12 protein-coding genes and 1 pseudogene are annotated in these 13,749 nt (G+C 70.7%); 9 read left to right on the top strand and 4 right to left on the bottom strand.

The features are described 5' to 3' along the window. Positions 1 to 147 precede the first annotated feature (147 nt). Genes D1369_RS31835 through tyrS form a run of 3 tightly spaced genes read left to right on the top strand, consistent with a single transcriptional unit; the run spans position 148 to position 4,388 of the window. Positions 148 to 1,671 (top strand): TldD/PmbA family protein, encoded by a 1,524-nt coding sequence (locus tag D1369_RS31835; RefSeq protein WP_007381092.1) that lies wholly within the window; start codon positions 148 to 150, stop codon positions 1,669 to 1,671. Next, positions 1,668 to 3,062, top strand: coding sequence for a metallopeptidase TldD-related protein (locus tag D1369_RS31830; protein WP_007381093.1), 1,395 nt, complete (start codon positions 1,668 to 1,670; stop codon positions 3,060 to 3,062). Before D1369_RS31835 ends, D1369_RS31830 begins: the two co-directional genes overlap by 4 nt. Positions 3,063 to 3,119: 57 nt before the next feature. Continuing rightward, positions 3,120 to 4,388, top strand: coding sequence for a tyrosine--tRNA ligase (gene tyrS, locus D1369_RS31825; protein ID WP_007381094.1), 1,269 nt, complete (start codon positions 3,120 to 3,122; stop codon positions 4,386 to 4,388). Positions 4,389 to 4,461: 73 nt separating this feature from the next. Here the strand turns inward: tyrS and D1369_RS31820 are convergent, their stop codons facing one another. Then, positions 4,462 to 4,743, bottom strand: coding sequence for a GlsB/YeaQ/YmgE family stress response membrane protein (locus D1369_RS31820; RefSeq protein ID WP_007381095.1), 282 nt, complete (start codon positions 4,741 to 4,743; stop codon positions 4,462 to 4,464). A 257-nt stretch (positions 4,744 to 5,000) separates the two neighbouring features. Here D1369_RS31820 and D1369_RS31815 point away from each other — a divergent pair, with 257 nt between their 5' ends. Continuing rightward, positions 5,001 to 5,399: a DUF3099 domain-containing protein gene (locus D1369_RS31815; protein WP_037899500.1), complete on the top strand. Its 399-nt coding sequence runs from the start codon at positions 5,001 to 5,003 to the stop codon at positions 5,397 to 5,399. 190 nt (positions 5,400 to 5,589) lie between these two features. After that, positions 5,590 to 5,808: a hypothetical protein gene (locus D1369_RS31810; RefSeq protein WP_037899502.1), complete on the top strand. Its 219-nt coding sequence runs from the start codon at positions 5,590 to 5,592 to the stop codon at positions 5,806 to 5,808. Here the strand turns inward: D1369_RS31810 and moaA are convergent. From moaA to D1369_RS31795, 3 genes are all read right to left on the bottom strand, one after another. Beyond that, complete coding sequence (moaA, locus tag D1369_RS31805; RefSeq protein ID WP_118082746.1) at positions 5,805 to 6,794, bottom strand: GTP 3',8-cyclase MoaA; 990 nt, start codon at positions 6,792 to 6,794, stop codon at positions 5,805 to 5,807. The two genes, D1369_RS31810 and moaA, sit on opposite strands and share 4 nt — an antisense overlap. 157 nt (positions 6,795 to 6,951) lie before the next feature. After that, positions 6,952 to 8,571 (bottom strand): cation acetate symporter, encoded by a 1,620-nt coding sequence (locus D1369_RS31800; protein WP_007381097.1) that lies wholly within the window; start codon positions 8,569 to 8,571, stop codon positions 6,952 to 6,954. Continuing rightward, on the bottom strand, positions 8,568 to 8,924 hold the full coding sequence (locus tag D1369_RS31795; protein ID WP_007381098.1) for a DUF485 domain-containing protein: 357 nt from the start codon (positions 8,922 to 8,924) through the stop codon (positions 8,568 to 8,570). Before D1369_RS31795 ends, D1369_RS31800 begins: the two co-directional genes overlap by 4 nt. A 314-nt stretch (positions 8,925 to 9,238) precedes the next feature. Here D1369_RS31795 and D1369_RS31790 point away from each other — a divergent pair. The 4 genes and pseudogenes from D1369_RS31790 to D1369_RS31775 form a co-directional block, all read left to right on the top strand. Further along, positions 9,239 to 9,548: pseudogene (locus D1369_RS31790) on the top strand (S8 family serine peptidase); the annotation flags it as partial. Between the two features lie 107 nt (positions 9,549 to 9,655). Next, positions 9,656 to 11,221: a S8 family serine peptidase gene (locus tag D1369_RS31785; protein WP_037899504.1), complete on the top strand. Its 1,566-nt coding sequence runs from the start codon at positions 9,656 to 9,658 to the stop codon at positions 11,219 to 11,221. Between the two features lie 61 nt (positions 11,222 to 11,282). Next, positions 11,283 to 12,614 (top strand): CoA transferase, encoded by a 1,332-nt coding sequence (locus D1369_RS31780; protein ID WP_037899506.1) that lies wholly within the window; start codon positions 11,283 to 11,285, stop codon positions 12,612 to 12,614. Positions 12,615 to 12,725: 111 nt separating this feature from the next. Then, a complete protein-coding gene (locus D1369_RS31775; RefSeq protein ID WP_007381102.1) occupies positions 12,726 to 13,733 on the top strand; it encodes a CopD family protein in 1,008 nt (335 codons plus the stop codon). The last annotated feature ends 16 nt before the right edge of the window (positions 13,734 to 13,749 follow it).

The raw sequence follows: 13,749 nt of genomic DNA, 5'->3' as shown, positions 1-13,749 counted from the left end.
ACGGGACTCGCTGTCGGGTCCCTACAGAAAAGTGTCGGCAGCGGTCACAAACGTGTGGTCCGCGCACCGGTCGCCGCGACATGATCGGAGCAGCCGTCGCCCGCCCTCGTGCCGGACGCTCACACCACAGGACAGGAAGAGACCCAGGTGCCTCATACCATCGACGAAGCCTTCACAGCGCTTCCCCTACGTGCCCTCGCCGACGCCGCGCTGGCACGCGCGCGTGCGCTCGGCGCCGACCATGCGGACTTCCGGTTCGAGCGGGTGCGCAGCGCGGACTGGCGGGTCCGGGACGCCAAGCCGTCCGGGTCCTCGGACACCACCGACCTCGGGTACGCGGTGCGGGTCGTGCACGGCGGGACCTGGGGCTTCGCGTCGGGTGTGGATCTGACGATGGACGCCGCCGCCAAGGTAGCCTCGCAGGCCGTGGCCATGGCGAAGCTGTCCGCGCAGGTGATCCGCGCGGCCGGGTCCGACGAGCGGGTGGAGCTCGCCGACGAGCCCGTGCACGCCGACAGGACGTGGATCTCGTCGTACGAGATCGATCCGTTCACCGTGCCCGACGAGGAGAAGGCGGCGCTGCTCGCGGACTGGAGCGCGCGGCTGCTGGCGGCGAACGGGGTCAACCACGTCGACGCCTCGCTGCTCACCGTGCACGAGAACAAGTTCTACGCCGACACCGCGGGCACGGTGACCACACAGCAACGGGTCCGGCTGCACCCGCAGCTGACGGCGGTGTCGGTCGACGAGTCCAGCGGCGAGTTCGACTCCATGCGGACCATCGCGCCACCGGTCGGACGCGGCTGGGAGTACCTCACGGGCACCGGCTGGGACTGGGAGAGCGAGCTGGAGCAGATCCCGGAGCTGCTCGCCGAGAAGATGCGGGCGCCCAGTGTCGAGGCGGGCCTGTACGACCTCGTCGTCGACCCGTCCAACCTCTGGCTGACCATCCACGAGTCCATCGGCCACGCCACCGAGCTGGACCGCGCGCTCGGCTACGAGGCCGCCTACGCCGGTACCTCCTTCGCCACCTTCGACCAGCTCGGCAAACTGCGCTACGGCTCCGAGTTGATGAACGTCACCGGCGACCGCACCGCCGAGCACGGCCTCGCGACCATCGGCTACGACGACGAGGGCGTCGCGGGCCAGTCCTGGGACCTGGTGAAGGACGGCACCCTTGTCGGCTACCAGCTGGACCGGCGGATCGCGAAGCTGACCGGGTTCGAGCGGTCCAACGGCTGCGCCTACGCCGACTCCCCCGGGCACGTCCCGGTGCAGCGCATGGCCAACGTGTCGCTCCAGCCGGACCCGGCGGGCCTGTCGACGGAGGATCTCATCGGCAGCGTGGACCGCGGGATCTACGTCGTCGGGGACCGGTCGTGGTCGATCGACATGCAGCGCTATAACTTCCAGTTCACCGGCCAGCGGTTCTTCAGGATCGAGAACGGGCGGATCACCGGGCAGCTGCGGGACGTCGCCTACCAGGCGACCACCACCGACTTCTGGGGCTCGATGGCGGCGGTGGGCGGCCCGCAGACCTATGTCCTCGGCGGCGCCTTCAACTGCGGCAAGGCCCAGCCGGGCCAGGTCGCGGCCGTGTCGCACGGCTGCCCCTCGGCCCTCTTCAAGGGCGTCAACATCCTCAACACCACGCAGGAGGCCGGTCGATGAGCGCCCGCACCAACAAGCCGCACGAGATCGTCGAGCGGGCCCTCGCGCTGTCGCGGGCGGACGGCTGTGTCGTGATCGCCGACGAGCAGTCGACCGCCAACCTGCGCTGGGCGGGCAACGCGCTCACCACGAACGGTGTCACGCGCGGGCGCACGCTCACCGTCATCGCGACCGTCGACGGCAAGGAGGGCACGGCCTCCGGAGTGGTCTCCCGGTCCGCGGTGACCGCGGACGAACTGGAGCCGCTGGTGCGGGCCGCCGAGGCCGCCGCCCGCGGAGCCGGGCCCGCCGAGGACGCCCAGCCGCTGGTCACCGGCGTACCGGAGTCCCCTGACTTCACGGACGCGCCCGTCGAGACCTCCTCGGCGGTCTTCGCCGACTTCGCGCCGGCACTCGGCGAGTCCTTCGCACGCGCGCGTGCGGGCGGCCGCGAGCTGTACGGCTTCGCCAACCACGAGCTCGTGTCCACGTACCTGGGCACGTCCACGGGGCTGCGGCTGCGTCACGACCAGCCCAACGGCACGCTGGAGCTCAACGCCAAGTCGCCGGACCGGACCCGCTCGGCCTGGGCCGGTCGCTCCACGCGGGACTTCAAGGACGTCGACCCGGCGGCGCTGGACGCCGAGCTCGCCGTACGCCTGGGGTGGGCCGAGCGGCGCGTCCCACTGCCCGCGGGGCGGTACGAGACGCTGCTGCCGCCGACCGCGGTCGCGGACCTGCTGATCTACCAGCTGTGGTCGGCGTCGGGCCGGGACGCGGTCGAGGGGCGGACGGTGTTCTCCAAGCCCGGAGGCGGTACCCGGGTCGGCGAGGCGCTCACCGGTCTGCCGCTGACCCTGCGCAGTGACCCGAACGAGCCGGGCCTGGAGACCGCGCCGTTCGTGGTCGCGCACTCCTCCGGGGGCGACCAGTCGGTGTTCGACAACGGCCTTCCGGTCGGGGCGACCGAGTGGGTACGGCAGGGCACGCTGGCGCATCTGACCACCACCCGGCACAGCGCGGCCCTGACCGGGCTCGCCGTGGCCCCGGCGATCGGCAACCTGATCCTGGACGGCGGCCAGGACCTCTCCCTGGAGGAGATGGTCGCGAACACCACGCGCGGGCTGCTGCTGACCTGCCTCTGGTACATCCGCGAGGTGGACCCGGCCACGCTGCTGCTGACCGGGCTGACCCGGGACGGTGTGTATCTCGTCGAGAACGGCGAGGTGACCGGCGAGGTCAACAACTTCCGGTTCAACGAGTCGCCGGTCGGCCTGCTGGGACGGGCGACGGAGGCGGGGCGGACGGAGAAGACGCTGCCGAGGGAGTGGAGCGACTGGTTCACCAGGGCCGCGATGCCTGCGCTGCGGGTGCCCGATTTCAATATGAGCTCTGTCAGTCAGGGCGTATAACCTCGTAGCCGGTAGCCGTTCGGCTGCCCGAGGATTTTCCAAGGAGACGCGAGAACCGTGACGGACATCGTCGACGAGCTGAAGTGGCGGGGGCTGTGGGCCCTGTCCACCGACGAGGACGCTTTGCGCAAGGCGCTCGCGGACGGTCCCGTCACGTTCTATTGCGGTTTCGATCCGACCGCGGCCAGCCTGCACGTCGGTCACCTGGTGCAGGTCCTCACCATGCGCCGTCTCCAGCAGGCGGGCCTGCGCCCGCTGGCGCTGGTGGGCGGGGCGACCGGCCAGATCGGCGACCCGCGCCCCACGGCCGAGCGCACGCTGAACGACCCGGAGACGGTCGCGAACTGGGTGACCCGGCTGCGCGCGCAGATCGAGCCGTTCCTGTCCTTCGAGGGCGAGAACGCCGCGGTCATGGTCAACAACCTGGACTGGACGGCCGGGATGTCGGCCATCGAGTTCCTGCGGGACATCGGCAAGCACTTCCGCGTCAACAAGATGCTCACCAAGGACTCGGTCGCGCGCCGGCTGGAGTCCCAGGAGGGCATCAGTTACACGGAGTTCAGCTACCAACTGCTCCAGGGCATGGACTTCCTGGAGCTGTACCGGCGGTACGGCTGCACGCTCCAGCAGGGCGGCAGCGACCAGTGGGGCAACCTCACGGCGGGGCTCGACCTGATCCACCGGCTGGAGCCCGACGCCTCGGTGCACTGTCTGGCGACGCCGCTGATGGTCAAGGCGGACGGCACCAAGTTCGGCAAGACCGAGGGCGGCGCCGTATGGCTCGACCCGGAGATGACGACGCCGTACGCGTTCTACCAGTTCTGGCTGAACGTGGACGACCGGGACATCTCGACGTACATGCGCATCCTGTCCTTCCGGTCCCGTGAGGAGCTGGAGGAACTGGAGAAGCAGACCGAGGAGCGGCCGCAGGCCCGGGCCGCACAGCGGGCGCTGGCGGAGGAGCTGACGACGCTGGTGCACGGCGCGGACCAGACGGCCGCGGTGATCGCCGCTTCGAGGGCGCTCTTCGGGCAGGGTGAGCTGGCGGAGCTGGACGAGCGGACGCTGACCGCGGCGCTCTCGGAGGTGCCGCACATCCAGGTCGCCGAGCTCGGTGCCGTGGTGGATCTGTTCGCCGAGGTCGGGCTCGTGGCCAGCAAGTCGGCCGCGCGGCGGACGGTGAAGGAGGGCGGAGCCTACGTGAACAACGTCAAGGTCGCGGCCGAGGACGCCGTTCCCGCCAAGGAGGACCTGCTGCACGGCCGCTGGCTGGTGCTGCGCCGGGGCAAGAAGAACCTGGCCGCGGTCGAGGTCACGTCCGCGTAGGTCTTGGTACGGCAGACGGGGGCGCCCCTCCTGACGGAGGGCGCCCTCTTCGTCGTACGGCGTCGTACGGCTCTCAGACCCGCCGCTGCTTCCTCTTGCCCAGCGTCGCCATGTAGAGCATGTCGCCGACGGCGACGATGATGATCGCGGCGATGAGCTGGAAGGCGTGGCGGCTCCAGTCGATGCCAGGGGTCTCCTCCACGCCGAACCCGCGCGCCATGGCGTTGCCGGCGATGGCGCCGAGCATGCCGAAGATGGTGGTCAGCCAGAGGGGACTGTGCTGCTTGCCGGGGATGATCGCCTTCGCGATCAGGCCCAGCACGAATCCCACGATGATCGCCCACAACCAGCCCATGGCTGCCTCCTCGTACGGCTCTACGTGCGGATCCACGTGAGCATTACGGCCAGTGTCGGTCCGCTCGCTCTACGCCGCATGCCGGGTAGGGCCGTACGTGCCGTGGGCGACCCGGTTGGTCCGGGCGGGAGTGCCCCGGTCTCGTAGGCGACGCAGGCACGGCGTACCGTGGAGGCTGTCCGGGTCCGATACCTCCACCGGGTACGGAGCGGACGCGGAGCCGGGAGCAGTCCGAAGCGGGCGGATGGTGGAATGTGATGCGGAAGCAACATGGCGGCGGCAGCGCCCAGGTGTTCCGGATCACCGGAGCCCGGACGAGCCTTCAGGAGGACGTGCGCGGACGTCAGCGCCGGTACGTCATCTCGATGACGGTCCGTACGATTTCCGTGGTGCTCGCGGCCACGCTCTGGAACGTCGAACGGCACGTGGCGATCGTCGCGCTGGTGCTGGGTGCGGTTCTGCCCTATATCGCCGTCGTCATCGCCAACGCGGGGCGGGAGAACGCGCCTTCGCTGCCGTCGACCTTCGTGACGGCTCCTACCCCGCCGATGATCATGCCGCCGCGGGTCGACGACGACTTCGCGGAGCCCGTGCCGGAAGGCGGGGCGGGCGGCGCGGCGACGGGTACCCGGGGCGAACCTCGCGAGCGGACGTGACAGGTCTTCCAGTCACCAAGCTCAAGAAAAGCTCAGATCAATCATGTTGTTCCGGTGCCGGGCCAAGGGTTACCCGTGACATACTTCGTACGCGCTCCGCATCCCCCGTCGGAGCGACAGACCGACGCCGGGCAGCTCCCCCCGTGGCTGCTCGGCGTCGCCTTTTCCCCCCGCTTGTGAGACGAAATCCGTGAGTGACGAGACCCCGATCTGCTCCGCGAAGGGCTGCCGTGTCGGCGCCGTGTGGGTGCTCGCGTGGAACAACCCGAAGATTCACACGCCGGAGCGGCGGAAGACCTGGCTGGCCTGCGAGGAGCACCGGGAGCATCTGTCCCAGTTCCTCGGCGTGCGGGGCTTCCTCAAGGACGTCGTGAAGTTCGAGGACTGGCAGGCTCCCGAAGAGGCCTAGCCTCCGATCGCGGACATGGGCCGGTCCGGCTGGACGAACGTCGGGTCGTCCAGGCCCGCGCCGGCCTTCTTGCCCCACATCGCCTCCCGCCAGATGCGGGCGATCTCCTCGTCGCCGGCGTCGGAGCGCAGGGCCGCTCGGAGATCCGTCTCCTCGCGGGCGAACAGGCAGGTACGTATCTGGCCGTCGGCGGTGAGGCGGGTGCGGTCGCAGGCCGCGCAGAACGGGCGGGTGACCGAGGCAATGACGCCGACCACATGCGGGCCGCCGTCGACGATCCAGCGCTCCGCGGGGGCCGATCCGCGCTTCTCCGCACCCTCCTCGGTGAGGTCGAAGCGGGTGCGCAGGGAGGTCAGGATGTCCCCGGCGGTGATCATGCCGTCGCGCTTCCAGCCGTGCTGGGCGTCCAGGGGCATCTGCTCGATGAAGCGCAGTTCGTAGTCGTGCTCCACCGCCCAGGCGAGGAGGTCGGGGGCCTCGTCGTCGTTGAGCCCCGGCATCAGGACGGAGTTCACCTTGACCGGCGTCAGACCCGCCTCGCGGGCGGCGTCCAGGCCCTCCAGGACGTCCTGGTGGCGGTCCCGGCGGGTGAGGGTCTTGAAGACGTCCGGGCGCAGGGTGTCCAGCGAGACGTTGACCCGGTCCAGGCCCGCCGCCTTCAGGGCCTTCGCGGTGCGCTTGAGGCCGATGCCGTTGGTGGTGAGGGACATCTGGGGGCGCGGCTCCAGGGCCGCGACGCGCTCGACGATGCCGACCAGACCGGGGCGCAGCAGGGGCTCACCCCCGGTGAAGCGGACCTCCTCGATCCCCAGGGAGGTGACGGCGATGTCGATCAGGCGGACGATCTCGTCGTCGGTGAGCAGGTCGGGCTTGGCCAGCCACTGCAGGCCCTCTTCCGGCATGCAGTACGTGCAGCGCAGATTGCAGCGGTCGGTCAGCGAGACTCTCAGGTCGGTGGCCTGCCGGCCATAGGTGTCGATGAGCACGTGGGCCCCCTCCCTCGTTGCGGATCAGTGCCGAGTCCATCGGTTTCCGTCACTTGCGAGCCTACGTGACGTCACTGACAACGACAGTGCCCGATCCGACGACGTACGGAGCGGCCGCCTCGTAGGGATCTACGAGGCGGCCGCTTCAGGGGACGCGTCAGTGGGCGCCGGTGCCGGTCAGCGACCGGACCTCCAGCTCCGCGTACTTCGCCTTGTCCGGCTCCTCCTTGGAGAGGTAGGTGCCGATGATGCCGAGCAGGAAGCCGACCGGGATCGAGATGATGCCCGGGTTCTCCAGCGGGAACCAGTGGAAGTCGATGTCCGGGAACATCGAGGTGGGCTTGCCGGAGACGACCGGTGAGAACAGCACCAGGCCGACCGCCGTGACGAGGCCGCCGTAGATCGACCACAGGGCGCCGGACGTGGTGAACCGCTTCCAGAAGAGGCTGTAGATGATCGTCGGCAGGTTCGCCGAGGCGGCGACCGCGAAGGCGAGCGCGACGAGACCCGCGACGTTCAGGTCACGGGCGAGGGCGCCCAGCAGGATGGAGACCGCGCCGATGCCGACGGTGGCCCAGCGGGCCGCGCTCATCTCCTGCTTCTCGGTGGCCTGACCGCGCTTGATGACGTTCGCGTAGATGTCGTGCGCGAAGGAGGACGACGAGGCCAGGGTGAGGCCGGCGACGACCGCGAGGATCGTGGCGAAGGCGACCGCCGAGATGGTGGCCAGCAGGATCGCTCCCCAGTTGGAGTCGACGCCGCCCAGATGCAGTGCGAGCAGGGGCGCGGCCGTGTTGCCCGCCTTGTTGGAGGCGATGATCTCGTCCGGCTTGATGAGGGCCGCGGCACCGAAGCCGAGGGCGAGGGTCATCAGGTAGAAGGCGCCGATGAGGCCGATGGCCCAGATGACCGACTTACGGGCGGCCTTGGCGGTGGGCACCGTGTAGAAGCGGATCAGGATGTGCGGCAGTCCGGCGGTGCCGAGGACCAGGGCGAGACCGAGCGAGATGAAGTCCAGCTTGGTGGTGCCCGTGGCGCCGTACTTCAGGCCCGGCTCCAGGAAGGCCGCGCCCTTGCCGCTGTTGTCGGCGGCGGAGCCGAGCAGGTCGGAGACGTTGAAGTCGAATTTCAGCAGCACCAGGAAGGTCAGCAGCAGGGCGCCCGCGATCAACAGGACAGCCTTGACCATCTGGACCCAGGTGGTGCCCTTCATGCCGCCGATGGTCACGTACACGATCATCAGGACGCCGACGAGGGCGACCACGCCGATCTTGCCGGCGTCGCTGGTGATGCCGAGGAGCAGGGAGACCAGGACGCCCGCGCCCGCCATCTGGGCCAGCAGGTAGAAGATCGAGACCACGATGGTGGAGGTGCCGGCTGCCGTACGCACCGGGCGCTGGCGCATCCGGTACGCGAGGACGTCACCCATCGTGTAGCGGCCGGAGTTGCGCAGTGGTTCGGCGACCAGGAGCAGGGCGACGAGCCAGGCGACCAGGAAGCCGACGGAGTACAGGAAGCCGTCGTAGCCGAAGAGGGCGATGGCGCCCGCGATGCCGAGGAAGGACGCGGCGGACATGTAGTCGCCGGAGACCGCGAGGCCGTTCTGGAAACCGGTGAACTGGCGTCCGCCCGCGTAGAAGTCGGCCGCGTCCTTGGTCTGGCGGCCGGCCCAGACCGTGATGACGAGGGTCGCGACGACGAAGACCGCGAACAGGCTGATGATCAGCGGCCGGTGCTCGCTGGCCTCGCCGGCCGCCAGGGTGATCGCGGGGCTCATGCGCCGCCCTCCATCCGGGACTTGATGGCCTCGGCCTTGGGGTCGAAGCGGGCGGCAGCGGTCCGCGCGTACCACCAGGCGATGAGGAACGTGGTGAGGAACTGGGCGAGGCCCAGGACGAGGGCCACGTTGATGTTGCCGACGACCTTGGTGCCCATGAAGTCGCCCGCGTAGTTGGACAGCAGGACGTACAGCAGGTACCAGGCGATGAAGCCGACGGTCAGCGGAAAGGCGAAGGAGCGGTAGGAGCGGCGCAGTTCACCGAACTCAGCGCTCTCCTGCACCTCGGTGAACTCCTCGCTGGTGGGGAGTTTGTGCGTCTCTTTCGAGGGTGGCGGTGCGTCGGTGGCCACGGACTCTCCTCGCGGTGCGGGTGCGGTTGTGACGGGGATCGGGGGCGAGTGTCCTCGCGTTCCCTGTTCAAGGTCACGGCGCCGCGCTGGTCGCGGTTCAACTGGCTTTGCTTCTTTCCGAACTCACCTTGGGGAAGTCATTGCTGGCCATCGACTTCGGGAGATAGCTTCGGCCTGCACCACCCGTCATGTACCTGCCCGAGCGACACCTGTGTCCCGGGCCGGTTTCGTTTCCGGATGATGTGGAGACCCCATGTCCCAGGCGCGTTCCAGGCGTTCCGGACGCAGCCTGGCGCTCGCCGTGCCGGCTCTGCCGGATCCCGGACACGCCCTCGCGGAACGGCCGCATCCTGTCGACCCTGGCGAACGGCCAGTACGGCTTCCTTCAGGGCACCTCGATGGCCTCGCCGCACGCCGCGGGCGTCGCCGCGCTGCTCAAGTCGACGCACCCCAAGGCGAGCCCGGCCCAGCTGCAGGCGCTGCTGAAGGCACAGGCGAATGCCACGAGTTGCCCGGCCTCGTACGACCAGGAGGGCGACGGCACGCAGGACGCGGTGCGAGGGCGGCACCCGGGCCAACGGGTTCCACGGCTTCGGCATCGTCAACGCGCTGCGCGCGGTCAAGCGACCCGCCGCCCCCGCGACTTCGCCCGACTCCGCACCCCGCACCCCGCGCACGACACCACCCGCACGAACCGCTTCTGCTGAGAACGAACTGGAGAGATTCGCATCATGACTGGGCCCCACCCGCGCTGTCGGCGCACACTCGCGATCCCGCTCGGCATGGCCATCGCGACGGCCATGGCGTTCCTGCCGGGCGCCACGGCGTCCGCGACCGACCTGTCCGGCACCGCTGCCGTCAGCCCCGGTGCCGTCAGTGACGCCCTCGCCTCCGCCGCCGCGGACGGGACGGCGCTCAGCTACGTCGTCAACGTCCGCCCCGGGCACGGTCCTTCCGCCCAGGTGAAAAAGGCCATCGGCTCGGCCGGCGGCACGATCGTGACGTCGTACGACCAGATAGGCGTGATCGTCGTCCACTCGTCGAACCCCGACTTCGCCAAGACGATCCGCAAGGTCCGCGGGGTCGAGTCGGCGGGCAACACGCGCAACGCGCCGCTGCCCGCGCAGTCGACGACCGACGAGGGCACACCGAAGGCGCTCAACTCGGCGCAGATGGCCGCCGCGCAGAGCGCCGCGGCGGCCGGCCAGGACCCGCTGGAGTCGTTGCAGTGGGACCTGCCCGCCATCAAGGCGGACAAGGCGCACGAGAAGTCGCTGGGCAGCAGCAAGGTGACGGTCGCCGTGATCGACACCGGCGTGGACGACACCCACCCGGACCTCGCGCCGAACTTCGACCGGGCCGCGTCGGTCAACTGCGTGACGGGCAAGCCGGACACCACCGACGGGGCGTGGCGGCCGAGCGCGGCGGAGAGCCCGCACGGCACGCACGTGGCCGGTGAGATCGCGGCCGCCAAGAACGGCGTCGGCATGACGGGCGTGGCGCCCGGTGTGAAGGTGGCGGGCATCAAGGTGTCGACCACCGACGGCTACTTCTACACCGAGGCCGTGGTCTGCGGCTTCATGTGGGCGGCCACGCACGGCGTCGACGTCACCAACAACAGCTATTACACCGACCCGTGGTACTTCAACTGCACCGACGACCCGGACCAGAAGGCCCTCGTGGACGCGGTCACCCGGGCCTCGCGGTACGCGGAGAAGCGGGGCGTGGTCAACGTCGCCGCGGCCGGCAACGAGAACTACGACCTCGCGGCCGACGAGATCACCGACCCGGTCTCGCCGAACGACGGCACGCCCTCGGACCGGGTCATCGACCCGTCGGAGTGCTTCGACATACCGACCCAGCTGCCGGGTGTCGTGACGGTCGCGGCGACCGGCGCCAAGGGCATCAAGTCGTCGTTCTCCAACTACGGCCTGGGCTTCATCGACGTCGCCGCGCCCGGCGGTGACTCGACGGCGTACCAGACGCCCGCGCCGCCCGCGACCAGCGGTCTGATCCTGGGCACGCTGCCCGGTGGCAAGTGGGGCTACATGGCCGGTACGTCGATGGCCTCGCCGCACGTGGCGGCCGTGGCCGCCCTGATCAGGTCGACGCACCCGTACGCCCCGCCGGCCCTGGTGAAGGCGCTGCTGTACGCGGAGGCCGACGCCACGCCGTGCACGGACCCGTACGACATCAACGGCGACGGCAAGGTCGACGCGGTGTGCGAGGGGTCCAAGAACCGCAACGGCTTCTACGGCTGGGGCACGGTGGACGCCCTGGACGCGGTGACGAAGTAGCGGTACAGGACGATCAAGGCTCGTCCATATATTGATTCCGTCAATACTGCATAGTGCAGTCATGACGGGAATCAAGTTCGTGGTGCGGGAGGGCGCTCTTCAGGGGCGCCTTCCCGTGCAGAAGCTGGCGCGGAACTGTGTGGCCGAGTGCGCCCTGGCCGCCGCCGGTCTCGCGGCGCGGCGGGCCGGCCTCGCCGAGCTGCCGGTGGCGCGGGTGGACGACGGGGCGGTCGCCACCGCTTTCCTGAGCGAGCGTCACCTGTTGATCAACGGTCGCGCGCCGGTCAACTTCGCACCGCTGTCCCGGTTCTGGCAGACGGCGGACGGCTGGGTCCGCACCCACGCGAACTATCCGCACCACCGGGCACGACTGCTCGACGCCCTGGGAGTGCCGGAGGACGCGGCGGCCGTCAAAGCGGCGCTCGCCGAGCGGTCCGCCCTGGACGTCGAGGAAGCCGTGTACGCGGCCGGGGGTCTCGCCGTCGCCCTGCGCACCCCCGAGGAGTGGGCCGCACACCCGCAGGCCGCCGACCTCGCGAAACGGCCACTGGTCGAACAGGGGCGACTGGACACGGCACGCGTACGTACCTTCGCGCCGCTCGACACCTCTCCCCTGCTGCCGGCCGCCGGTCTGCGCGTCCTGGACCTGACACGGGTACTCGCGGGCCCGGTCGCCACCCGCACACTCGCCCTGCTCGGCGCGGACGTCCTGCGCCTGGACGCACCCCGGCTTCCCGAACTCCCGGACCAGCACGCCGACACCGGCCTCGGGAAGCGGTCGGCGACGCTCGACCTGGCCACCGACCGGCAGACCTTCGAAGAGCTGCTCGCGGCGGCGGACGTGGTCGTCACCGGGTACCGGCCGGGCGCGCTGGACCGGTTCGGGCTGTCCGCCGAGGCACTGGCGGAGCGGCGGCCCGGGGTGGTCGTCGCGCAGTTGTCGGCGTGGGGCGCGTACGGGCCCTGGTGCGAACGGCGGGGCTTCGACAGCCTCGTCCAGGCGGCCACCGGGATCGCGGTCCTGGAGGGCTCGGCGGAGCGGCCGGGCGCGCTGCCCGCTCAGGCCCTCGACCACGGGACGGGCTATCTGCTGGCGGCGGCCGTGCTGCGGGCCCTGACCGAGCAGTCGTACGAGGGCGGGAGCCGGTTCGTGCGGCTGGCGCTCGCGCGGACGGCCCGGTGGCTGACGGACGGTGCGGACGGCAGGGGCGACATGGCCGCGGGGGACCTCGGAAGCGACTCCTACGACGGCCCGGAACCCTGGCTGTCCGAGACGGACAGTGCGCTGGGACGGCTGCGGTACGCGCTGTCGCCGGTCTCCTTCGAGGGCGGCCCGGCGGACTGGGGCCGGCCGCCGGTGCCGTGGGGGACGGATGCCGCGCGCTGGTGCTGAGCGGGCCTGAACCGGCAGGGGCACCGGAGCCGTCTGTATGGGTGGAATGCCGTACCACCACTTGTTTCCCTGCAGTTGCCCGCTTCTGTCCGCTGTGCTCAGGATCGTGGGGTGACCTTGACCAGACCCACCTCCGAGGCGACCGAGGCGTGCGGCCCCTCGCGGCGTCCCGGCACCGGTCGGGCGGTCGCCGTCCTCGTCCTGGCCGTACTGGCCGTGGCGGTACCGTTGCTCGGTCCGTCCGCCGCGCTGCACGGCACCGGGGAGGCCACCGCGCCCGGGACCGGTGGGGTGGCCCTGCTGCGGACCGTGCTGTTCGCGGCGCTGTGTGTGCCGCTGGGCGAGCTGTTCGTGGGCCGGCAGGTCCGTTCGGTGCCCGGTGCTCCCCCGGCCGCCCCGCGCTCCTGGGCTCCCTGCGCGGCCGCCGCCGGGTTTCTCGCCGCGCTGGGCCTGGCCTCGGTCGTGGCGACCGGCAATCTGGTGCCCCACAGCCTCTCCGAGATCGATGTCGGCGGCCTGTATGCCTCGCGGGACGGCAAGGTGGCCCTGCTGGAGGTCAACGCGTTCCTGATCGCCGGTCTGTGTGCCCGCTCGGGCCGCCCGGCCGTCCAGGTGTGGCCCCTGTCCGCCGTGGTGATGGCGGAGGCCCTGCGCGCGCATCCCGCCACCGAGCACAGTCCGCTGGTCGGCTCCGGGCTGACGGTGGTTCACCTGACGTGCGCGGCGCTGTGGGCGGGCGGACTGCTGCATGTGCTGCGGACGCTGCGCCGGTGGGGCCCCGGGGAGCCGGGCGCGGCCCTGCTCGGGCTCTACGCGCGCGTGGCGGCCGTTCTGCTCGCCGCCGTCTCCGCGACCGGTGCGTGGAGTTCGCTGCGCCGGATGCCGCCCGGCACGATCCTGGAACAGCTGACGGACACGGCCTACGGACGCACCCTGCTCGCCAAGGTGCTCCTGGTGGCGGTCGTCGCCGCGCTCGCCCTGTGGGCCCGGACCCGGCTGCGACGCGCCCCCGACCCACTGACCGCCTGCGCGCCCGCGCGCGTGGAGGTCGTCGCGCTGGGGCTGGTGGTCGTGGTGTCGGGGCTGCTGACGGCGCTGCCGCTGCCGATCCGCTGGTAGAGCCGCCCGGTGACGG

The organism is Streptomyces sp. CC0208, assembly GCF_003443735.1.
Taxonomy (GTDB): domain Bacteria; phylum Actinomycetota; class Actinomycetes; order Streptomycetales; family Streptomycetaceae; genus Streptomyces; species Streptomyces sviceus.
This window is presented reverse-complemented; position numbering and strand designations above follow the sequence as displayed.

Bases quoted from the DNA above. Each gene is read 5' to 3' on its own strand.
- D1369_RS31830 (WP_007381093.1), top strand. From the start codon at position 1,668: ATGAGCGCCCGCACCAACAAGCCGCACGAGATCGTCGAGCGGGCCCTC.
- D1369_RS31820 (WP_007381095.1), bottom strand. From the start codon at position 4,743: ATGGGCTGGTTGTGGGCGATCATCGTGGGATTCGTGCTGGGCCTGATC.
- D1369_RS31815 (WP_037899500.1), top strand. From the start codon at position 5,001: ATGCGGAAGCAACATGGCGGCGGCAGCGCCCAGGTGTTCCGGATCACC.
- D1369_RS31800 (WP_007381097.1), bottom strand. From the start codon at position 8,571: ATGAGCCCCGCGATCACCCTGGCGGCCGGCGAGGCCAGCGAGCACCGG.
- D1369_RS31785 (WP_037899504.1), top strand. From the start codon at position 9,656: ATGACTGGGCCCCACCCGCGCTGTCGGCGCACACTCGCGATCCCGCTC.
- D1369_RS31780 (WP_037899506.1), top strand. From the start codon at position 11,283: ATGACGGGAATCAAGTTCGTGGTGCGGGAGGGCGCTCTTCAGGGGCGC.